Origin of the sequence: Actinomadura fulvescens (assembly GCF_039533225.1) — a bacterium.
In the GTDB taxonomy this organism is placed as follows: Bacteria; Actinomycetota; Actinomycetes; order Streptosporangiales; family Streptosporangiaceae; genus Spirillospora; species Spirillospora fulvescens.
The window spans coordinates 59,967-79,012 of record NZ_BAAATD010000014.1 but is presented as its reverse complement, the minus strand read 5'-3'; the positions used below and the strand labels follow the sequence as shown (position 1 = coordinate 79,012).

23 protein-coding genes are annotated in these 19,046 nt (G+C 71.2%); 17 read left to right on the top strand and 6 right to left on the bottom strand.

The window, feature by feature from the left end:
- The first annotated feature begins 54 nt into the window (after positions 1 to 54).
- The 4 genes from ABD333_RS38375 (at position 55) to ABD333_RS38360 (ending at position 3,010) form a co-directional block, all read left to right on the top strand.
- The gene (locus ABD333_RS38375) at positions 55 to 660 is read left to right on the top strand and encodes a hypothetical protein (RefSeq protein WP_344547517.1); all 606 of its coding nucleotides are present in this window, start codon (positions 55 to 57) and stop codon (positions 658 to 660) included.
- A 196-nt stretch (positions 661 to 856) separates the two neighbouring features.
- The gene (locus ABD333_RS38370) at positions 857 to 1,402 is read left to right on the top strand and encodes an RNA polymerase sigma factor (protein WP_344547516.1); all 546 of its coding nucleotides are present in this window, start codon (positions 857 to 859) and stop codon (positions 1,400 to 1,402) included.
- On the top strand, positions 1,395 to 1,661 hold the full coding sequence (locus tag ABD333_RS38365) for a hypothetical protein (RefSeq protein WP_344547515.1): 267 nt from the start codon (positions 1,395 to 1,397) through the stop codon (positions 1,659 to 1,661). The genes ABD333_RS38370 and ABD333_RS38365 overlap by 8 nt, the downstream gene beginning before the upstream one ends.
- Positions 1,662 to 1,741: 80 nt before the next feature.
- Positions 1,742 to 3,010: a wax ester/triacylglycerol synthase domain-containing protein gene (locus tag ABD333_RS38360; protein WP_344547514.1), complete on the top strand. Its 1,269-nt coding sequence runs from the start codon at positions 1,742 to 1,744 to the stop codon at positions 3,008 to 3,010.
- On the opposite strand, the gene ABD333_RS38355 is transcribed toward ABD333_RS38360, so the two are convergent.
- On the bottom strand, positions 2,921 to 4,300 hold the full coding sequence (locus tag ABD333_RS38355; protein WP_344547513.1) for a cytochrome P450: 1,380 nt from the start codon (positions 4,298 to 4,300) through the stop codon (positions 2,921 to 2,923). The two genes, ABD333_RS38360 and ABD333_RS38355, sit on opposite strands and share 90 nt — an antisense overlap.
- Positions 4,301 to 4,326: 26 nt before the next feature.
- Positions 4,327 to 5,508, bottom strand: a complete 1,182-nt coding sequence (locus ABD333_RS38350; RefSeq protein WP_344547686.1) for an aminotransferase class I/II-fold pyridoxal phosphate-dependent enzyme — start codon at positions 5,506 to 5,508, stop codon at positions 4,327 to 4,329.
- Between the two features lie 53 nt (positions 5,509 to 5,561).
- Here ABD333_RS38350 and ABD333_RS38345 point away from each other — a divergent pair, with 53 nt between their 5' ends.
- From ABD333_RS38345 to ABD333_RS38315, 7 genes are all read left to right on the top strand, one after another.
- A complete protein-coding gene (locus ABD333_RS38345) occupies positions 5,562 to 5,810 on the top strand; it encodes an acyl carrier protein (RefSeq protein WP_344547512.1) in 249 nt (82 codons plus the stop codon).
- Positions 5,807 to 7,009, top strand: coding sequence for a beta-ketoacyl-[acyl-carrier-protein] synthase family protein (locus ABD333_RS38340; RefSeq protein ID WP_344547511.1), 1,203 nt, complete (start codon positions 5,807 to 5,809; stop codon positions 7,007 to 7,009). Before ABD333_RS38345 ends, ABD333_RS38340 begins: the two co-directional genes overlap by 4 nt.
- Entirely contained in the window at positions 6,981 to 8,144 is a 1,164-nt protein-coding gene (locus ABD333_RS38335) for a GNAT family N-acetyltransferase (RefSeq protein ID WP_344547510.1), read from the top strand. The genes ABD333_RS38340 and ABD333_RS38335 overlap by 29 nt, the downstream gene beginning before the upstream one ends.
- 72 nt (positions 8,145 to 8,216) lie before the next feature.
- Positions 8,217 to 8,594 carry a VOC family protein gene (locus ABD333_RS38330; RefSeq protein WP_344547509.1) on the top strand — a complete coding sequence of 126 codons (378 nt, stop codon included), beginning with the start codon at positions 8,217 to 8,219 and terminating at the stop codon, positions 8,592 to 8,594.
- Between the two features lie 4 nt (positions 8,595 to 8,598).
- The gene (locus tag ABD333_RS38325) at positions 8,599 to 8,925 is read left to right on the top strand and encodes an ArsR/SmtB family transcription factor (RefSeq protein WP_344547508.1); all 327 of its coding nucleotides are present in this window, start codon (positions 8,599 to 8,601) and stop codon (positions 8,923 to 8,925) included.
- Positions 8,922 to 9,374 carry an SRPBCC family protein gene (locus tag ABD333_RS38320; protein WP_344547507.1) on the top strand — a complete coding sequence of 151 codons (453 nt, stop codon included), beginning with the start codon at positions 8,922 to 8,924 and terminating at the stop codon, positions 9,372 to 9,374. The genes ABD333_RS38325 and ABD333_RS38320 overlap by 4 nt, the downstream gene beginning before the upstream one ends.
- Before the next feature lie 19 nt (positions 9,375 to 9,393).
- Complete coding sequence (locus ABD333_RS38315; RefSeq protein ID WP_344547685.1) at positions 9,394 to 9,984, top strand: TIGR03086 family metal-binding protein; 591 nt, start codon at positions 9,394 to 9,396, stop codon at positions 9,982 to 9,984.
- Between the two features lie 23 nt (positions 9,985 to 10,007).
- On the opposite strand, the gene ABD333_RS38310 is transcribed toward ABD333_RS38315, so the two are convergent.
- The gene (locus ABD333_RS38310) at positions 10,008 to 11,492 is read right to left on the bottom strand and encodes a pyridoxal phosphate-dependent decarboxylase family protein (protein WP_344547506.1); all 1,485 of its coding nucleotides are present in this window, start codon (positions 11,490 to 11,492) and stop codon (positions 10,008 to 10,010) included.
- Between the two features lie 72 nt (positions 11,493 to 11,564).
- Between ABD333_RS38310 and ABD333_RS38305 the strand changes: the two genes are divergently transcribed.
- Positions 11,565 to 12,515, top strand: a complete 951-nt coding sequence (locus ABD333_RS38305) for a GlxA family transcriptional regulator (RefSeq protein WP_344547505.1) — start codon at positions 11,565 to 11,567, stop codon at positions 12,513 to 12,515.
- Between the two features lie 105 nt (positions 12,516 to 12,620).
- Here the strand turns inward: ABD333_RS38305 and ABD333_RS38300 are convergent, their stop codons facing one another.
- On the bottom strand, positions 12,621 to 13,937 hold the full coding sequence (locus tag ABD333_RS38300; protein ID WP_344547504.1) for a helix-turn-helix domain-containing protein: 1,317 nt from the start codon (positions 13,935 to 13,937) through the stop codon (positions 12,621 to 12,623).
- A gap of 168 nt (positions 13,938 to 14,105) precedes the next feature.
- Between ABD333_RS38300 and ABD333_RS38295 the strand changes: the two genes are divergently transcribed.
- The 5 genes from ABD333_RS38295 to ABD333_RS38275 all read left to right on the top strand — a co-directional run bounded on the left by ABD333_RS38295 (position 14,106) and on the right by ABD333_RS38275 (position 17,505).
- On the top strand, positions 14,106 to 14,297 hold the full coding sequence (locus ABD333_RS38295) for a hypothetical protein (RefSeq protein WP_344547503.1): 192 nt from the start codon (positions 14,106 to 14,108) through the stop codon (positions 14,295 to 14,297).
- Positions 14,294 to 14,632 carry a hypothetical protein gene (locus tag ABD333_RS38290; RefSeq protein ID WP_344547502.1) on the top strand — a complete coding sequence of 113 codons (339 nt, stop codon included), beginning with the start codon at positions 14,294 to 14,296 and terminating at the stop codon, positions 14,630 to 14,632. Before ABD333_RS38295 ends, ABD333_RS38290 begins: the two co-directional genes overlap by 4 nt.
- A 216-nt stretch (positions 14,633 to 14,848) precedes the next feature.
- Positions 14,849 to 15,244: a hypothetical protein gene (locus ABD333_RS38285; RefSeq protein WP_344547501.1), complete on the top strand. Its 396-nt coding sequence runs from the start codon at positions 14,849 to 14,851 to the stop codon at positions 15,242 to 15,244.
- A 169-nt stretch (positions 15,245 to 15,413) separates the two neighbouring features.
- A complete protein-coding gene (locus ABD333_RS38280) occupies positions 15,414 to 16,001 on the top strand; it encodes a carbonic anhydrase (protein ID WP_344547500.1) in 588 nt (195 codons plus the stop codon).
- Positions 16,002 to 16,047: 46 nt separating this feature from the next.
- Complete coding sequence (locus ABD333_RS38275) at positions 16,048 to 17,505, top strand: SulP family inorganic anion transporter (RefSeq protein WP_344547499.1); 1,458 nt, start codon at positions 16,048 to 16,050, stop codon at positions 17,503 to 17,505.
- Between the two features lie 209 nt (positions 17,506 to 17,714).
- Here the strand turns inward: ABD333_RS38275 and ABD333_RS38270 are convergent, their stop codons facing one another.
- Together ABD333_RS38270 and ABD333_RS38265 are read right to left on the bottom strand one after the other, a co-directional pair.
- Positions 17,715 to 18,347 carry a LysE family translocator gene (locus ABD333_RS38270; protein ID WP_344547498.1) on the bottom strand — a complete coding sequence of 211 codons (633 nt, stop codon included), beginning with the start codon at positions 18,345 to 18,347 and terminating at the stop codon, positions 17,715 to 17,717.
- Positions 18,348 to 18,602: 255 nt separating this feature from the next.
- Positions 18,603 to 18,971 carry a hypothetical protein gene (locus ABD333_RS38265; protein WP_344547497.1) on the bottom strand — a complete coding sequence of 123 codons (369 nt, stop codon included), beginning with the start codon at positions 18,969 to 18,971 and terminating at the stop codon, positions 18,603 to 18,605.
- Positions 18,972 to 19,046 lie beyond the last annotated feature (75 nt).

Genomic DNA, 19,046 nt, shown 5'->3' with positions numbered 1-19,046 from the left:
GGACTGCCATCCAAGCGCCTTTGTAACGGACAACTCTGTGCGAAAGGTAATCGGATGGACGGTTCGCTCGACCAATTCGTCGCCGGGCGTGGCTCTGCCCTGCTCAAGACCGCCACCTTGCTGCTGCTGGCGGTGGTGCCCGCCGCGGCGTGCACCGCGGCGCCTCGGGACGACGGGTCGGGGCGCCCTGCGGCCACCGCCACGCCGAGCCCGTCCGGCAGCCCTCTGGTGCCCACGGTCGCCGGTATGCGGATCACTTACCTGCCCACGATCGCGAACCTGGCCCGCCAGCCGAGCGCGGGAGGCGATGATGGACGCGGCTGGAAATCGCTGGTCGCGTCCTGGACGAGCGGAGGATTCAGCAAGCGCGAAGAGGTCGTCGTGATCGTCTTCTTCGGCAAGGCGGTCAAGGATCTGGATTCGTTCGTCGCGGCGGCCTATCCCGGAACGAAGCCGCCAAAGGTGGGCAGGGTGCACGGCAAACCCGCGGTGTTCCCCTTCGAACCGCAGGTAGGCCGGGGCTTCACCAGCCTGGCCTGGGTCAAGCGCCCTGGCGTGGGCATCACGGTGGCCGTCCGCGGCACAAATGAACGCGCCAAGCGGGAGGCGCGCAAGATCGCCGAAGGTGTGCAGGGCGAGCCCGAAGGCATTGGGGACTAGGTGTCGGGCAGGTCGAGAACGCGGACGGCGGGTGGTGTGAATCCTTTGGACCCGTTCGCTCCTCTCATGGGGGTGTCCGGCGACAGTGCCGGACGGGAACGGGAGGTCGTCGTGATCGTTGGTGCCGCCGTGATCGGTGTGGCCGTGCTCATCTGTGCCTGCAGTGTCACCGTGCTGCGCCGGCGGGGTCGTTCGCGTGGCTGAGACGACCTGGCCCGGTGAGCGGCTGATCGCCGCCGCGCGGGGTGGTGACGTCGAGTCGATCGCCGCCCTGGTGTCGGGCTCCCATCCGCATGTGCGGAGGTTCGCCCGCTCGCTGTGCGCCTCGCCCGAGGACGCGGAGGACGCCGCGCAGGAGGCGCTGATCATTCTGTATCGCAAGATCGGGACGCTGCGGGCGTCCGGGGCGCTGGCGTCGTGGATGTTCCGGATCGTTCGCAACGAGTGCCTGCGGCGGGCGAGGCTGAGGCCGCGGCACGACGGACCGGTTCCCGACGTCGGCACGGTGTCGGCCGAGGACGAGGTGCTGCGGCGTCTGGAGGCCGGCCGGGTGGCGGCGGCGATCGCCGCCCTGCCCGCCGACCAGCGGCGCGTACTGATCATGCGAGACGTGCAGGGCTACAGCGGGCGGATGACCGCCGACGCGCTCGGCCTCAGCGTGCCGGCGATGAAGTCGCGGCTGCACCGTGCCCGTGCGGCGGTTCACCACGCGCTGCGGGACCCGGGAGGCGGCGATGACTGACAGGCCGAGTTTCGCGAGCACGTCGCTGCCCCGGCATCTGCTCCGCGGCATGGTGGGGTTCGGGGCCTTGATCGGTTCGTTCGCGCTGCTGCCGGTGTTCGGGCCGGCGAGCCTCCTGCTCGCGCCGATCGGCCTGCTGGCGCTCCGCGGGTGCCCGGCCTGCTGGGCGATCGGGCTGGTGCAGACCATCTCCATGGGCCGGTTGCGGCGCTCGTGCACCGACGGGCGGTGCGAATTGGAGTTCCGCCCAAAGCAATGAATGGTCAACTGGTGTAGTTCAGGAGTGACCGCGCTCGGGATTCAGGGGGGAATTTGGGTGTTTCCGCATTTTGGCGAGAATTGCGGTCCGAGTCGCGCCCGGCCGGGTGGCCGGACGGGGTGCCGCTCACGTTCGGGGACCACTACACCCTCTGCCTGAGCGACGCCGCGGTGGACGACGCCCGGATGCACATCGTCGTCGGCGCCCGGATGCCCGGTCCCCCGCCCACGCCGCGGGCGCTGCGCGGCCTCGTCGCCGACAGGGTCGCGCACGCGCCCGTGCTGGCCTATCGGCTGGCCGGGGCCGGCCGACGCCTCCGATGGGTGCCCGATCCCGCGTTCGAACCGGCTGACCACGTCGAATACCACCGGCTGTCGCCCGGCCAAAGCCCCCACCAGGCCGTGGTCGCGGCCATGCGCGACCGGCCGCTGTCGCGGGGCCGCCCGCTGTGGAGCCTGCTGGTGCTGCACGGCTACACCTCGGACGAGCACCTCCTGTGCTACCGCGCCCACCACGCGTTCCAGGACGGCCTCGGCGTCCTGAGTGCGGTCCGGGCTCTGACCGGCGATGAGTCGCTGCCCCATCCGGTCCCCGATTCCGGATCGCCGGTACGTGTGCCGGGGGCGACCCGCCGGGCCCTGGGCGATCTGGCGCGGCTGATGCCGGGACCGCCGCGCTGGTACACGTCCGGCGACCCCGGCACCCTGCTTCCCCGCCTGCACGTCGGCAGCCTGGCCATCACGCCGTTCCGCGAGATCGCCAGGGAGTCCGGCGCCGGCCTCGCCCAGATCGCCCTCGCCGTCGTGGCCGGCGCCCTGGGGGAATGGACGGCGGTGACGGCACCCGAACGCGCGCCCCGGCGAGGGATGACGGTCCCGATGCCGGTCAGCCTGCGAGGCCGCCGAGGCAACACCGGCCTGGGCAACCAGGTGGGCCTGATGCCGGTGGTCCTGCCCTGCGCCGAGCCCTCACCGCGGGACCGCCTGCGCCGGGTCGTCGAGCAGACGAGCCTCGACAGGGTTCTCCTGTGCCGCCGCGGCAGCCGTGAGATCTACCGGGCGCCTCCCGGTCTGGTCCGTCCGATCCTCCGGTGCGTCCTGCCGTTCGCCAACGCCCGCTCCGCCACACGGCTCGACGTCAGCGTGCTCAGATGGAAGGGCGAGTTCCCCGGAGGCCGAGACCGTTTCAGCGTTCCCCCGCTGGCGCCCGGAAGCGCCGGCATGATCATGATCATGTCCGGCGACACCGACGTGTCGGTCTCAGCCGTGTTCGAGCCCGGCGTCCGCCACACCGACCGGCTGCTCCCGCTGCTGCGGCAGGCCCTCGGCGAGCTGCACGCCGCTGTCTGACCGCCGGCGCAGCACGAGGCGGCAGTCGTCGCGCGGAGCGTTGCTGACGGCGCGCCACTTGACCGGCTCGTCTCCCGGGTCCGCCGGGGCGATGGCCACCGAACGGGCGAACACGTGCAGGAAGGTCTTGATCTGCATGATGGCGAGATGGTCGCCGATGCAGGTGTGCGAGCCGCCGCCGAAAGGCATCCAGCCGTACCCGCCCGGCCGCCTGCCGAGCCAGCGCTCGGGGCGGAAGGCCGCGGGATCGGGGAAGAGGTCAGGGTCGTGGTGGAGGGCCCGCAGGTGGACCACGATCATCGTGCCGGGCCGCAGCCGGTGGCCGCCCAGCTCGTACGGGCGCCGCGCCATCCGCCCGATGAACGCGACCGGTGGCCGCACCCGCAGCGCCTCGTAGGCCACCGCGGCGGCGTACCCGTCCTGACCACCCTCGTCGGCCTCGGCCGTCAGCCGCCGCAGCGCCGCCGGATGGCGTGCCACCCGTTCGAACGCCCAGGCCAGCCCGGTGGCGGTGGTCGTGCGCGCGCCGGCCACCACGCTGATCACCTGGTCGCGCAGCGCCCGGTCGGTGAGCGGCGCGCCGTGGTCGTCGCGGGCCCGCATCAGCACGCCGAGCAGGTCGTCCCGGTCCTCGCCGCGCCGCCGGCGGCGGGCGATCTCGGCGTAGACCAGGCGGTCGCACTCGGCGTGGAGGCGGTGCCATGACGGCCACAGCGCCAGTCCCCCGGCGTGCCGCAGGAAGTACCGCACGGTGATCTCGATGGAGTCGGCCCGCCGCAGCAGCAGGCGCAACGGCGCGTTCCACTCGTCGACGCGCTCGCCGGTGCCCACCGTGATCGCAAGGATCGACTGGAGCATCGCCACGCGGAGCCGTGGCAGCAGGGCGAACGGCGTGCCGGCGGGGCAGGCGTCCACCGTGCGCTGCGCGATCGACGCCGTCGACTCGCGCAGGCGACGCAGCTCCCCGCCCCGGAGCGACGGCAGCAGGATCCCGCGCAGCCGCCGGTGCTCCTCGCCGTCCAGCCGGCCCAGTCCGAGGCGGCCGATGACCGGCTCCTGCACGCGGTTGGCCCCGGCTTGGTCGATGTCCTCGGGCGAGGCGCGCAGGATCTGCCTGACCATCGCCGGGTCGCGTACCATCACGGCCCGGCCGAGGCCGGGGAACCGGAACTCGAACATGCCGCCGGCCGAGCGGAACATGTCGTCGATGACACGCTCGCCCAGCAGCAGGGCCGCCGGCATCACCATGGGCTCCGGCCACGGCAAGGCGCGCGGTCGCCGGTCACGCATCGTCTCTCCTCGGCTCGCCGGCCGCATCAGCGCGCACCCGCGCAGGCGATCAGGTTGAGGCGGCGGCCGACGGCGGCGACGGCGTCCAGCACGCGCTCCAGGTGCGCGTCACCGTGGTCCGCCGTGACGCTGAGACGGATCAGCGCCCTGCCCTCCGGAACGCTCGGCGGGATCATCGCGTTGGTGAAGATCCCCTCGTCCAGCAGCTCGGCCCAGGCGCGCAGGCACAGCGGCGTGTCCCCGATGTGCAGCGGGATGGTCGGCGTACGGCCCGGGACCACCGCGAAGCCGAGCTCGGCCAGGCCCGCCCGCAGGCGCTCGGCGGCGGCCAGGACGCGCCACCGCCGCTCCGGCTCGCCGCGGATGATGTCGAGTGCGGCCAGCGCGGCGGCGGTGCAGGCCGCCGGCAGCGACGCTGAGAACAGCGCCGCGCGGGCGTGGTAGCGCAGGTAGTCGATGACCCGCCGGGACCCGGTCACGGCCCCGCCGATGGTGCCGAAGCATTTGGAGAAGGTCAGCGTCTGCACGTCGACCGCGATGTCCTCGGCCACCCCGCCCCCGTACGTGCCGAGCAGGCCGATGTCGTGGGCGCCGTCGAGCACGACGCGGGCGCCGTGGCGGCGGGCGAGGTCGCTGATGGCGGGCAGGTCGCACAGGTCGCCGGTGGTGGAGAACATGCCCTCGGTGAGGATGAGGCGGCCGGCGGAAGGGTCGGCGGTCGCCAGCATGCGGGCGAGATCGGCGGCGTCGTTGTGGCGGTAGCGCCGGAACCGGGCCTGGCCCAGGCGGACGGCCTCGACCAGCGAGGCGTGGACATGCCGGTCGGCGAACAGGACGTCGTCCGGTCCGAACAGCGGGCTGAGGGCGAGGTTGGCCTGGTAGCCGGTGGAGACCACCATCGCCGCCTCGTGGCCGAGGAACCCGGCGAGCTCCTCCTCCAGCTTCTCGTGCAGCGCCAGCGTGCCGTTGAGGGCGCGGGACCCGGAGTTGCCGGTACCCAGCCCGCGGATCGCTTCGACGGCGGCCGCCTGGAGCCGCGGATCGCCGGAGAGGGCGAGGTAGTCGTTGGAGCCGGCCATCAGCACCGCACGCCCGTCGACCAGGACCTCGCCGCCCGGCAGCCGCTTCTCGATCGGCCGGTAGAAGGGCAGATCCTTGGAGGCGAGCTCGATGTCCCGGCGGCGCACGCATTTGTCGAAGACGTCCATCACCGAGGGATGGTAACTGACCGTCACCATTCGGTTGGCTAGGGTGATCACGCATGAGCGACGACGAGATCTTCCAGGAGCTGCGCTCCATCTGTGCGCGGATACTGTCGGTCGACCCCGCGACCATCACCCGGGACATCGACCTGCGCCAGGAGCTGGAGGCCGACAGCCTCGACATGGCCGAGCTGGCCGCCGCGGCCGAGGACCGGTTCGGCCTGGTCATCCGGCTGGACGACACGAGCCGGGTACGTACGCCCACGGACGTGATCTCGCTCGTTCGACACGGCATCAACGCCCGGTGAGACCTGATCGGGTACGTGTCGCCGTCACCGGCGTGGGAGTGCGCACCCCCGCCGGCAACGATCCCGCGACGCTGTGGGACACGCTGATCGCCGGGAAGTCCACGGCACGGACCATCACCTCGTTCGACGCGGACGGCCTGCCGGTGGACTTCGCCTGCCAGGTCCCCGACATCGGCGCCGGCCGGGTGACGGGCCGGGACGCGCGCCGGATGGACCGCACCACCCTGCTGGCCGTGTGCGCGGCCGACGACTCGCTGGCCGACGCCGGGGAGCCGGGGGTGCCGCCCGAGCGGCGCGCCGTGGTGACCGGGACCGGGCTCGCCGGGAACGAGACGGCCGAGGCCGCCTTTCTCGGGCGGCCCTCGCCGCTGCACGTCCCGAAGGTGATGGCCAACGCGTCGGCGGCGTTCATCGGCATGCGCCACCGGGCCCTCGGCCCGAGCCTCACGATCTCGACGGCCTGCGCCTCCGGTGGCCACGCGATCGGAGAGGGCCTGCGCCTGGTCCGGGACGGCTCGGCCGACCTGGTCGTGGCCGGCGGCGCCGAGGCGTGCGTCACGCCCACGCTGCTGCTGGCGTTCGCCCTGTGCGGTGCCCTGTCGCAGCGGGTCGCCGAGCCCGACTGCGCCTCCCGGCCGTTCGACGCCGACCGCGACGGCTTCGTGCTCGCCGAGGGCGCCGCGTTCGTCGTGCTGGAACGGCTCGATCGCGCGCTGCGGCGCGGCGCCCACGTGTACGCCGAGCTGGCGGGCTACGGCCGCACCACCGACGGCCACCATCTCACCGTCCCGCACCCGCACGGCGAGGGCGCCGAGCGGTGCATGCGCCAGGCCCTGGCCGACGCGGACCTCTCACCGCACCAGGTCGCGCACGTCAACGCCCATGGCAGCGGCACCGAGCTCAACGACGTCACCGAGGCGCAGGTGATCGCCCGGCTGCTGGGCTTCGATGTCCCCGTCACCGCGACCAAGAGCGTGACCGGCCACGCCATCGGGGCCGCCGGGGCGATCGAGGCCGTGGTCAGCGTGCTGACCCTGGAGAACGGAACCATCCCTCCCACCATCAACCTCCGCACGCAGGACCCCCGCTGCGAGATCGACGTGGTGCGCCGGCCGCGTCCCCTCCGGCCCGGCGCGATCCTCTCCAACTCCTTCGCCTTCGGCGGTCACAATGCCAGCCTCGTCTTCACCCGGCCCTGAGCTGCCGGTCGATCCCGTCCGCAAGCCGTCGGTCGAGCCCGTCCGCACGCGTTCCCGGTTGAGGGAGTTCGTCGAGCTGCCGTACCGGCTGTACGAGGGCGACCCGCATTTCGTACCGCCACTGCGCGGAGAGTGCCGTCGCCTGCTGTCGCGCCGGCACAACCCGTTCTTCGCGTACGGCGACGCGGAGCTGTTCACCGCCCGCCGTGACGGACGGGTGGTGGGGCGGATCGCCGCGGTGCACAACCCCCGCCACAACGAGGTCCACCAGGCCCGCGACGGCTTCTTCGGCCAGTTCGAATGCGAGGACGACCCGGCGGTGGCCCGGGCCCTGATCGACACCGCCTCCGGGTGGCTGCGCCGCCGGGGCTTGGCGACCATGCTCGGCCCGTTCAACTTCACCACCAACGACGAGTGCGGCCTGCTGGTGGACGGCTTCGACACGTCGCCCCGCGTGCTGATGCCGTACAACCCGCCCTACTATCCGGCGCTGCTGGAGAGTTGCGGCCTGGCCAAGGCGAAGGACCTGTGGACCTGGGAACGTGGCACGCAACCGCCCGGCGATCGCCTGCTGCGCCTCTACGAGCGCGTCCAGCGGCGCGAGCAGGTCAGCGTGCGGACGCTCGACCTGCGGCACTTCGACCGGGACCTGGCCAAGATCAGGCACGTGTACCACGTCGCCTGGCGGCACAACTGGGGTTTCGTGCCGATGACCGACGCCGAGCTGACGGCCTTCGCGCGCCGCCTCCGCAGGATCGTCGATCCTTCACTGGTCCTCCTCGTCGAGGCCGCGGGCGAGCCGGTGGCCGCCGGCCTGGCCGTCCCCGACGTGAACCAGGCCCTCTCCGCCGCCCGCGGCCGGTCGACGCCCATCGGCCTGCTCCGCCTGTCGCGCGCCGCCCGCGCCATCACCCAGACGCGCGGCCTGCTGCTCGGCGTCGTCCCCGGCTATCGCGAACGCGGCCTCGAACTCCTCCTGTACGGCCGCTTCCTGGAGGCCGCGCGAACGGGCGGCTACCGCGGCACCACCGAGTTCGGCTGGACGCTGGAGGACAACCGCCCCATCAACCAGAGCATGACGGCCCTCGGCTGCACCCACGCCAAGACCTACCGGATCTACGGCAAGGACCTGTGATCCCCCTCCACAGATCCGGGCCTGACACCACGGGGTTGATAGGTAGGGAAATTCCTACGTATAGTGGGAGCCATGCAGATCACACACGCCACGTTCGTCACGCTGCCCGTCACCGACCAGGACCGCGCCAAAGAGTTCTACGCGGGCGCGCTCGGATTCGAGGTCGTCGCCGACCGGCAGGCAGGGCCGGTGCGCTGGGTCCAGGTCGCGCCCAAGGGCGCGCAGACCAGTTTCACGCTGGCCACCGCCGACCAGCTCGGGCTCCAGCCCGGCAGCGTCTCGGGGCTCATGCTGGAGACGGCCGACCTGGACGGCGACTGCGCCGAGCTCACCCGGGCCGGGATCGCGGTCGAGGGGCCGCAGGACCTGCCCTGGGGACGGCAGGCCACGCTGGCCGACCCGGACGGCAACGGCCTGATCCTGTCGGAGAAGCCGGCGTCCGCGAGGTGATGGCGTGGCTGAGGACCAGGTCTTCGCCGCGCTGGCCAGCCCGGTGCGCCGCCGGGTACTGGAGTTGCTGCTGGAACGCAGCCCGCGCCCGGTGACCGAGCTCGCCGCCGGGTTCGCCATGGCACGGCCGAGCTTCTCCGAGCATCTTCGGGTGCTGCGGGAGGCCGGGCTGGTCAGCGAGCGCCGCGACGGACGGCAGCGGCTGTACCGGCTGGAGGTCCAGGCGCTGGAAGAGGTGCAGGACTGGCTGCATCCGTTCGAGCGGTTCTGGCGCGAACGCCTGGCCCAGCTCGGCGACGTCCTCGACGACCTTGATACCGAGGGCTCGTGACCAGTGATGACATGAACGCGATCAGCGTCGACCAGTTCCTGGCCCACCCGCCCGCCAAGGTGTGGCGGGCCCTGACCGAACCCGAACTGCTGGCCCGGTGGCTGATGCCCGGCGACTTCCGGTTGCGGGTGGGCCACCGGTACACGATGCGCACCAAGCCCGTCCCGGCCACCGGGTTCTCCGGCATCGTCCAGGCCGAGGTGCTCGCCTTCGAGATCGAGAAGATGCTCCGCGTCAGCTGGCGGGACACCGCGCCCACCCAGGGCCCGGCGGCCGACTGGACGATCACGTGGACGCTGCACCCGGAGGGGCGCGGCACCCGGCTGTTCCTCGTGCATGAGGGCTTCGATCCCGACAACCCCCTGCACCAGCGTTCCCGCACGATCATGGGCGGCGGCTGGCGCTCCCACGTGATGCGTGCTCTGCGGAGCGTGCTCGACCAACTCTGAGAGGAAACCCCTTGTGACCATGTCTGCCCAGGCGGAACGGTTTCGCCGTGCCGCCGACGGCTTCCAGGCCAGGATCGCCGCGGTCCCCGCGGACCGGTGGAACGCGCCCAGCCCCTGCCCTGCCTGGACGGCCCGTGACGTCGCCGTTCACGTCATCCACGAGGCCCGCCGTGTCGTGGCCACCGTCCGCGGCGCCCGGCCCGCTGAACTGCACGGCATCGGGCTCGCCGAAATGGGGACGCTGCCCGCCACGGCACCGGACGCCGACCTTGCCGCGGCCTGGGAGGAGATCAGCGCGGCCCTGACCGCCGCCATCGACGATCCCGCCTGTCACACGGCCAAAATGCCCACACCGGTCGGGGAGGTCCCGTTCACCGACGTCATCGAGGTGCTTCCCGAGGACGTCCTGATCCACACCTGGGACCTCGCCCGCGCCACCGGCGGCGACGAACGCCTCGACCCGGGCCTGGTCGCCCACGTCCACGAGCACCTCAAGCCGATGGACGAGGCGCTGCGCCAGCCCTGGGCGTTCGGCCCCAAGACGCCGGTGCCCGACGGCGCCGACCCGCAGACCGAGTTCCTCTGCTTCGTCGGAAGGAACCCGAACTGAGCCACAAACCGCCGATCTGACGGTCAGGCGCGCTGGCCCTTTCGCGCGTCGTTCACGGCCTGCACGAGGTCGTCGACGTCCGCGGAGGTGGTGCGATGGCTGATGACGCAGGCGCGCAGTGCCGCGCGCCCGTTCAGCCGTACAGGGCTGATCCAGGCGCGTCCGCTCCGCACGACCGATTGCGCGAGCGCGCTGTGGTGCTCCCAGGACTCGCCGGACGGAAGGGCACCGGCGGCGGGGTCGGCGAAGCAGACCACCGGGAGCGGTGTGTCGTTGGCGATCAGCCAGTCAGAGTCGGTGAGCCGTCGGCGCAGGATTCCGGCGAGGTCGACATCGCGTTCCACTTGCTCGGCGTAACCGGAGCGACCCGCGACGGCGAGGCTGAGGAACAGTTTCAGCCCGGTGAACCGGCGCGACCATTGCTGGCTGGAGGTGTAGGGATCGACGGTGTCGGGGATGTCGGCCGGCATGTAGGAGGTGGAGACCCGGAACGTCTCCGCCAGGCCCTCGCGGTCGGTGCACAGCAGGGCACCGGCTCCCATCGGCACGCTCAGCCACTTGTGCGCGTCGACGGTGATGGAGTGGGCCCGTTCGATCCCGGCCAGTTCGTTCCGTAGCCGATCGGACAAGGCGGCGACTCCGCCGTAAGCGGCGTCGACATGAAACCGTACGCCGAACTCAGCGCACAGGTCGGCGAGCTCGGGCAGCGGGTCGATGACACCGGCCCCCGTGGTGCCGGCCGTTCCGACCACCATGAACGGCTCGTCACCGGCGTCGCGGTCGGTCTCCAGCCGGACTCTCAGCCGCTCGATATCCATGCGCAGCCCGGCATCGACCGGTACGAGCCGTACCGCGTCCCGGCCGATGCCGGTGGCGTGCGCGATCTTCAGCCAGGCCAGATGGCTTTCCGACGACGCGTACAGGACGGGCCGGCCGGGCAGTGCCCGCAGCCCTTCGGTGCCGTACTCGGGCCACATCCGGGTCAGCGCCAGCAGCACGGCGGTCAGGTTCGCCTCCGCGCCGCCGCTCGTGAACGACCCGGCCACCTCGCCGGGGGGATATCCCATGCGCCCGCCGAGGAAGCGCAGGAGGTGCGCTTCGATCTCCACCGCCGCCGGCGCGTGCGACCACGCCGCCAGCTGCGGGTTGAACGCCGCGGCGAGGGTCTCGCCGACGACGCCCAGCAGCGTCGGCGTCGGGTTGAACAGGCCGAAGTAGCGGGGATGGGTCGTGTGGACGGTGCTCTCGCGCAACAGGGCCACGACCTCGTCGATCACGACCCCGGGCTCGGCCGGTTCGTCGAAGTCGTACGAACCGACGGCGGATCTCAACCTGCCGACGTCGGCCTCCGCGCTCACCGGCCGCGCGGCGATCTGCTCCCGTTCGGCGCGCAGAACCTCCAGGACGCGCCGCCAGAGCCCGTCCGCCGGCCCTGAGGCAGGGTCGAACGACCCGCGGCCCAGCGGAAAGGCCTCTTCGGTGATCAAGCCAGGTGCGTCGTCTCCCATGGAAGCCATGATCACCGACGGCGTATCATGGCGCCAAGTGGCAAGAACGACAATGAGCGCTTAAATAGTGACATGACGTCCCGTACCCTCGCCGTCGCCGTCACCGACGGCGTGCCGATCTTCGAACTCGCCATCCCGTGCGAGGTGTTCGGCTACCGGCGCCCGGATCTGACCGACTCCTGGTACGACTTCCGGCTGTGCGCCCCGGCCGGCGAGCGCCCCCGCACCGCCGCCGGCTTCTCCCCCGAGACCGACCACGGCCTCGACGCCCTCGCCGAAGCCGACACCGTCGTGATCCCCGCGTGCCACGACGTCCACGACACGCAGCCGCCCGAACTCGTCGCCGCGGTCCGCGCCGCCCATGACAACGGGGCCCGGATCGTCTCGCTGTGCTCCGGCGCGTTCGTGCTGGCGGCCGCGGGCATCCTCGACGGGCGCCCGGCCACCACCCACTGGATGCACGCCGACCTGCTCGCCCGCCGCCACCCCAAGGTCCTCGTCGACGCGTCCGTGCTCTACATCGACGACGGCGACGTCCTCACCAGCGCGGGAACCGCCGCCGGCCTCGACCTCTGCCTGCACATCGTCCGCACCGACTACGGCACCGCCATCGCGAACGCCCTCGCCAAACGCCTGGTCATGCCCGCACATCGGCCCGGAGGCCAGGCCCAGTACATCGACTCCGGCACCGTCATCGATGACATGGACCAGCTCGCTCCCTTGCTGGACTGGGCACGCCGGCGCCTGGACCAGCCGCTGACGATCGCGGCCCTCGCGCGACAGGCGAACGTCACCACCCGCACCCTCATCCGCCGCTTCCACACCGTGACGGGCACGACGCCGATGAACTGGCTGCGCAACATCCGGGTCGACCACGCCCGCGAACTCCTCGAAACCACCACCCTGCCCATCGACCGGATCGCCGAACGTTCTGGACTGGGCAGCCCCGCCAACCTCCGCCGCCACTTCACCCGTACCGTCGGCGTCCCCCCGAGCGCCTACCGCAAGGCCTTCTCCCCGTGAGGCACGTCGCTTTGCGTAGCGCTGCCCTGGCGTGCGGGCCAGCAGCCCCGCCGACCGGCTGACCAGGCAGAGGCGGTGGTTTGCGATGTGCACACAGCGCAGCGGCTACGCTCCGAGCGCGGGACGGGCCGGGGAGACGGTGGCCAGGACCTCGCGCAGTTCGCCGACGGCGGGGTGGTTCCTATCGCCGGGCGGTACGGCGCGCAGCATCATTCGGCCCGTTTCGACGATGTATTGGCTCCGGTAAGGGGTCGGCAACGCATCGAGCACCCCGGCCGCCTGCCGGGCGCCCTCAGCGACCCCGCCCTTGGCGACGGTGCAGGTCGCGGCGTGGAGCTGGACGTTGGCGGCGTACTGGTAGTCGACGGCCGGGTTCGACAGCACTCCCTCGCGTGCCTTCCCGGTCGCCGTTTCGTCACCTGCACGCGCGTAGACCCAGCTCTCGGCGAAATGCGCCTGGTCGTAGCACCACAGACTCGGGATGATTCCGGCCCGAGCGTCTCCGCCCTCCCAGCGCACGAAGGTGTGCAGCGCCTGCCGCGCCTCGTCGTGCCTGCCGAGCAGGGACAGCGCTTTGGCCTCCGTGCCCGCCAGGTCGGCCAGCCAGTAGGAGGGCTTGTCGCCCGCGATCCGTCGCGCGCTCTCGATGAGGTGTAGGACGGTGGTCAGGTCGCGTTGCCCGTACAAGCCGCTTGCGGCTTCCCTACAGCGGGCCGATAGGCGGATGTTGAGGTCTCCTGACGCGTCGGCGGCGGCCTTGGCCGTGCGCCACCAGCGGATCGCCGCGCTGTGGTCACCGAGCCTCGTGAACGAGTTCGCGTGCAGGATCGAAAGGGCAGCGGCGACCCGCTGCAGCTCGGTGGCCTCGGTGCCGCTGGCCACTCGCAACTGGCGTTCCAGCGCCAGCAGGTCCACCGCGAGCCCGTCACGAACCTGCGCGGGCGGCTGGGTCCGCAGGGCGTGCAGGGCGTGCAGGTGGTCGGTGCACGCCATCCCCCACTCGTCGAGGGGGCGATGCCTGCTTTCCACGGCCATGTCGAGGAGTTGCCGCAGGGACTCGCCAGAGGAGCCGAGCGTTACGCCCAGGGCGGCCAGCAGCAGTTGCCGACGCTCCATGTCGTCCCAATCGTCCGACGCGATCGTCCCCTCCAAGGTAACCGCTGCCGGAGGAATCTCGGGGAACAGATCCGCCTCGTCCATCTCGAACGCGGTGGCGTACGCGGCGGCCCACTGCTCTGGGTAGTGCTTGCCCTTCTCCCAGTCGAGCATCTGGCGGTCGAGGGAGTCGACGCGCTTGCGCTCGGGCGGCGCGCCGATGGCCTTGAGCAGCTCGCGGGCCATCCTCCGCTTGCCCCAGCCTCGCTTCTCGCGTTCCTCGCGCAGACGCTGCCCGGTTTCTGCTCGCACTTTGGACGTCGTCATTTCGGCACCTCGTCCCGCTGGAGTCCGGACAGCGCGTGCACATCTGCGCCCATCTGGATTATCCGGCTGCTCCGGACACAGGGTGGGTCGGTGGACTGGCTGTAACCAGATCGCTACAACGAGGGGACCAGCCGCCATGATGCCGCGCCAAAACGCCGAGGCAGCGCCGTGACCGATGCCGAGGTCCTCGCGCAGCTCGCCGAGGCGTACACGCACTGGACGTTCACCTGCGAACGAGGTGTCTGGCGCGCGGACGGCCCGGTCGTGCTCACCTCCAGCGAGCTGAGCGGACTGCTGTTGCTGCTGGCCGTCGCCGACCCCGCCGCTACCGCCGAGTGGAACCGGAGCCGGAGCCGATGAGCGCGGTGGAGCGGCTGGAGAGCCTCGCCATAGAGCTGGTGCGGCGCGGGTACGTGGTGCGGCGCTGGCACCGGGGCGATCCTCCGTGGATCGTCGTGTGCCTGCCCGCGGTGCCGGCCTGCGGTGAGTCGGTGACGGCCTGCCCCATCTCCGACCTGGAACAGGTCTCCCCGCTCGAACCCCTGTGGTGGTTCCGCACCTCGTCCTGGGCACTGCTCGCGCCCTGCGACCGTCCAGCGGACGCGGCGACCAGGTTCGAGGAGATCATGGCCCCGATCCACAGAGTCGCCGCCCGCAAGGCACGTCCAGCGGTCGATCAGCGGCAGGAGCCGTGAGCCGCGTGGGTGCTGTGCTGGCGATGGCGCAAGTGAGGCGGGTGATAAAGCCGCGGAGCCGTCGTAAGCGGATCTGACAACCGGCATGACTGTGTCCCGCTGTGCATGTGATTTCACACATAGTTCACATAGGGAAGAGCCCGCTGGAATCGATCAGCCCCTATTCTTCCCAGAAAGGTCAACAATTCCCTGGGCCGGGAACGGGAGGATCCAACAGTGACGCGGCGCATAACGCACCTGGGTGGTGCGGCGGCGCTGGGCCTGTTCCTCTCGCTGGCGCTGCTGTTGATCCTCGCCTGGTGCCCGAAGGACACCGGGCCCCGCCACGGCGTCACGATCAGCGGCGCGCAGGGAATCTCGCTCCGGGCGTTCGACCAGGTCCACGAGGACGAGTGGCAACACGAGGAGCCGAGCGACCCGCTGACCATCCGGGTGCGCGGCCTCGCGCCCGAGGCCCGCGCCGTCCAGGCCCCCGACGGCCTCGCCGCCGGCACCGACCCGGCCGCCGGACAGGCGATCGCGTTCCCTCTCCGGCTCGAAAGACATCTGCACAGGGTGACCAGACAGGTCACCTGTCACCTTCACGCGATGCTCCAGGTCTTTCGCTGCTGACGACGAGGAGCCGCTGACCGGGACGGCGACGGCGCGCGCCGTACGCCTTCTGTACGCGCAGCATCGCTTCCGTACGCACGCCATCGCTTCCACACACGCGCAGCATCGCTTCCGCACTCACTCCATCGACGCACGCCGCCCGCCGACGACGCCCCTGGAGGTTTTCGCCATGCAAACTTTCATCGACCACGCCCGCGCGTTCCGTACCCACGCCGCCGGCGACGAGGAGTTCCGGCGGCTGGCTGACGGCCAGTCACCGCTTGCCTTGTTCATCACCTGCTCCGACTCCCGCGTCATCCCCTCGATGATCACCGGTGCCCGTCCCGGTGAGCTGTTCGAGCTCCGGACGGCGGGCAACATCGTTCCCGCCTACCGGCCCGAGCGGCCGTCCGGTGAGGCCGCGACCATCGAGTTCGCGGTCGAGGTGCTCGGCGTACGCGACGTGGTGGTGTGCGGGCACTCGCACTGCGGCGCCGTCGGAGCGCTGGTGCGCGGCGACGACCTGTCCACCGTGCCCGCGCTCCGCGGCTGGCTGGCCGACTCCGCCACGCCCCCCGCGACACAGGACGCGACCAAGGAACTCGCCGGGTCCGTACAAAGTCATGTGCTGGCCCAGCTGGAACGGTTGCGCGCCTATCCGGCCATCCGGACACGGCTGGACAGTGGTCGAATCGGCCTGCACGCCTGGTACTACGAGGTCCACACGGGCTCCGTGCTCGCCCACCGGCCCGATCCGGGCGTCTTCCTCCCGCTCTGAAGGTCCATGACCCCCGCCCTTGCGTTCCGCTTCGATCGAGGACTCGATGCTCCCTGCAACCCTGCGGCGTGACTTCGCCGCGTCCCTTGTCGTCTTCCTTGTCGCCCTGCCCCTGTGCGTGGGAGTGGCGGTGGCGTCCGGAGTCCCGGCCGAGCTCGGCCTGGTCACCGGGATCGTCGGCGGGTTGGTGGTCGGGCTGATGCCCGGCAGCAGCCTGCAGGTCAGCGGGCCGGCCGCCGGGCTCACGGTGCTGGTGTTCGACGCCGTCCAGAGCCACGGGCTCGCCGCCCTCGGCGCGATCGTGCTGGCGGCCGGGCTCCTGCAGCTCCTGCTGGGCGTGCTGCGGATGGGCCGGTGGTTCCGCGCCATCTCGATCGCCGTCGTCGAGGGCATGCTCGCCGGGATCGGCCTGACCATCATCGCCGGGCAGCTGTACGCGATGGCGGACGAAAAGGCCCCCGGCTCAGGCCTGGACAAGCTCGCGGGCCTGCCCGGGATGCTCGCCGACGGCGTCAGATCGACCGAAGGCCTCGCCTCGCTGGGGGTCGGCGTCACCACGATCGCCGTTCTGGCCGGGTGGCGGCACCTGCCGGAACGGGTCCGGGCCGTTCCCGCGCCGCTGGCCGCCGTCGCGCTGGCCACGGTGGCGGTCCCGGCGTTCGACCTGCCGGTCGCCAAGCTGGACGTACGGGGGCTGCTCGGCTCCATCCAGCCGCCCGGCACCGACCAGCTCGCCCAGCTCGCCGAGATCGGCGTGCTCGGCACCGTGGTCGCCTTCGCCCTCATCTCCTCGGCGGAGAGCCTGTTCAGCGCCGCCGCGGTCGACCGCATGCACGACGGCCCGCGCACCGACTACGACAAGGAACTGGTCGCCCAGGGCGTGGGCAACAGCGTGTGCGGGGTGCTCGGAGCGCTCCCGATGACCGCCGTGATCGTACGCAGCGCCGCCAACGTCCAGGCCGGGGCGCGTACCAAGGCGTCGCGCGTCCTGCACGGGATCTGGTTGCTGCTGTTCGCGGCGCTGTTCCCGGCCGCGCTGGAGATGATCCCGCTCGCCGCACTCGCCGGAGTCCTGGTGCACGCGGGCTGGAAGCTGATGCCGCTGAGCCAGCTTCCGCCGTTGTGGCGCGAGCATCGGGGCGAGGCGCTGGTCCTGTGCGTCACCGCCGCGGCGGTGGTGCTGCTGAACCTGTTCGAGGGGGTGCTGCTCGGGCTGCTGCTGGCGGTGCTCAAGACCGCCTGGGAGACCTCGCACATCCACGTGGACGTCGAGGACTCCGGATCGGGGCCGATCCGGGTGGCACTGAGCGGGAACGCGACGTTCCTGCGCCTGCCCAAGATGCTCGACACTCTGGAGGCCCTCCCGAAGGACCGCCCGATCGAACTGAACGTGGCGGGCCTGCGGCACCTGGACCACGCGTGCCGGACCGCGCTCACCACCTGGGCGGACGACCACAACGAGGCAGGCCCCGTCCCCGTACCCCGCATACCGGCGAGCGTCTGAGCCTGGCACGGGCGTCTCCAGTCAGCAGGGGTCTCCGGTTTTGGCGGGCCGCCATCCCAGCAGGCGCTCGGCCTTGGAGCAGTCAACGCCGCTTACGTCGGGTGGCGATGAGGTCATCCAGGCTGCGGTTGGGTGTCGAGGAGGTGCAGGATGCGGTGGTTGATCTGGGTGTTCCAGCGTCAGTCCGTGTCCCGCGTTGCGGGGCGGTGTTATCGCGCTTGGGCTGCCAGGCGCAGCGCCAGGCCGATCAGTACGGTGCCCGACAGGTACTCCAGGCGGCGCTGTATCGCGGGCCGTTGAAAGTATCGTTTGGCCCTCGTGATCAGGGACACGATCGCGACGTACCAGGCCAGATCGATCAGCGTCGAGGCGAGCGCCAGCAGCAGCAATGCCGCCGGCACCGAGGCGCCCGCGGGCACGAACTGCGGCAGGAACGACACCGCGAACACGGCGGCCTTGGGATTCGCCAGGTTCGTCAGCAGGCCGAGCCGGTAGCTCCGCCACCACGATGGCCTCGGCCCCTCTGGCAACTCGCCGCCCGATCGCAGGACCGTGCCGCGGCGGGCCTGCCACACCATCTTGGCTCCGAGGCACACCAGCACGACGGCACCGGCGATGCGCATCACGTCATACGCGAGTCGTGACGCCTGCAACAGCGCTGAAAGGCCGAGTGCGGCGGTCACCGACCACAGCAGCCACCCGGTTTCGTTGCCCAGCACGGCCGCGGTCCCCGCGGACCGACCAAAGCGCGCCGACTGGCGCATGATCACCACGGTGGTCGGGCCGGGTGCCATCGAGACCAGAAGCGATGCCACCACGAAGGCGACCAGGCCGTCCAGCATGCACCCTCCTCAACAACCGCCAGCGAAGGCGATTCCCTCCCCCGCTCGTGCCCGTCCCTGGAGCAACGGAACTTGTCTCGCGGTTACGGGCGGGGTGCTCGCTCAGCACATGCTAGGCGGGTCAAGGCCGAAGCCGCGTTCGCCGAACGTGTCCGCGGCTACCTCAAGGTGCGCGGGCTCACGACGGTTCGCGGTCGAGACCGGTAGTCGGACGTTCAATGGTCGTGCCCGAGCAAGACAGCTGCCGAGGGGTGGTTACTTTGCTTTTACGAGTGCCCAGTCGATCCAGCCCTCTTTCTGGCAGGTGGCCTTGTTGGAGCCCTTGCGCCATCGGGGGCTGCTGTAATTCATACGGTTCGTGTCCGGGCTGTTCGGGCAGGCGACGCGCACATGCACCCGCTTGCGACCGCACTTGGCGTGCAGGCGCTGGGCGCCGCCCGGTCCGTCCTCGTCGATCCGCGTCTGGCAGCCGCGCGGCTTGATGATCCTCGGCGGCGCCGCGGCGGAAGCGTCCAAGGACGAAGGCTTGGTGATGGGCGCGTACGAGATCGGCGCGGGCGAAGCCGCAGCGGACGGCATGGTGAGCGCCGATACGACGACGAGCGACGTGAGTACCTTGATCATGTGGCCGCCGTTCACGGGTGTCGGACGTGCTTCTTGGGCCCCTCGACCACGGTGAAGTCGAGGGACCCGACCCGT

Bases quoted from the DNA above. Each gene is read 5' to 3' on its own strand.
- ABD333_RS38375 (WP_344547517.1), top strand. From the start codon at position 55: ATGGACGGTTCGCTCGACCAATTCGTCGCCGGGCGTGGCTCTGCCCTG.
- ABD333_RS38365 (WP_344547515.1), top strand. From the start codon at position 1,395: ATGACTGACAGGCCGAGTTTCGCGAGCACGTCGCTGCCCCGGCATCTG.
- ABD333_RS38355 (WP_344547513.1), bottom strand. From the start codon at position 4,300: ATGCGTGACCGGCGACCGCGCGCCTTGCCGTGGCCGGAGCCCATGGTG.
- ABD333_RS38350 (WP_344547686.1), bottom strand. From the start codon at position 5,508: ATGGACGTCTTCGACAAATGCGTGCGCCGCCGGGACATCGAGCTCGCC.
- ABD333_RS38345 (WP_344547512.1), top strand. From the start codon at position 5,562: ATGAGCGACGACGAGATCTTCCAGGAGCTGCGCTCCATCTGTGCGCGG.
- ABD333_RS38335 (WP_344547510.1), top strand. From the start codon at position 6,981: ATGCCAGCCTCGTCTTCACCCGGCCCTGAGCTGCCGGTCGATCCCGTC.
- ABD333_RS38330 (WP_344547509.1), top strand. From the start codon at position 8,217: ATGCAGATCACACACGCCACGTTCGTCACGCTGCCCGTCACCGACCAG.
- ABD333_RS38315 (WP_344547685.1), top strand. From the start codon at position 9,394: ATGTCTGCCCAGGCGGAACGGTTTCGCCGTGCCGCCGACGGCTTCCAG.
- ABD333_RS38310 (WP_344547506.1), bottom strand. From the start codon at position 11,492: ATGGGAGACGACGCACCTGGCTTGATCACCGAAGAGGCCTTTCCGCTG.
- ABD333_RS38305 (WP_344547505.1), top strand. From the start codon at position 11,565: ATGACGTCCCGTACCCTCGCCGTCGCCGTCACCGACGGCGTGCCGATC.
- ABD333_RS38300 (WP_344547504.1), bottom strand. From the start codon at position 13,937: ATGACGACGTCCAAAGTGCGAGCAGAAACCGGGCAGCGTCTGCGCGAG.
- ABD333_RS38290 (WP_344547502.1), top strand. From the start codon at position 14,294: ATGAGCGCGGTGGAGCGGCTGGAGAGCCTCGCCATAGAGCTGGTGCGG.
- ABD333_RS38280 (WP_344547500.1), top strand. From the start codon at position 15,414: ATGCAAACTTTCATCGACCACGCCCGCGCGTTCCGTACCCACGCCGCC.
- ABD333_RS38275 (WP_344547499.1), top strand. From the start codon at position 16,048: ATGCTCCCTGCAACCCTGCGGCGTGACTTCGCCGCGTCCCTTGTCGTC.
- ABD333_RS38270 (WP_344547498.1), bottom strand. From the start codon at position 18,347: ATGCTGGACGGCCTGGTCGCCTTCGTGGTGGCATCGCTTCTGGTCTCG.
- ABD333_RS38265 (WP_344547497.1), bottom strand. From the start codon at position 18,971: ATGATCAAGGTACTCACGTCGCTCGTCGTCGTATCGGCGCTCACCATG.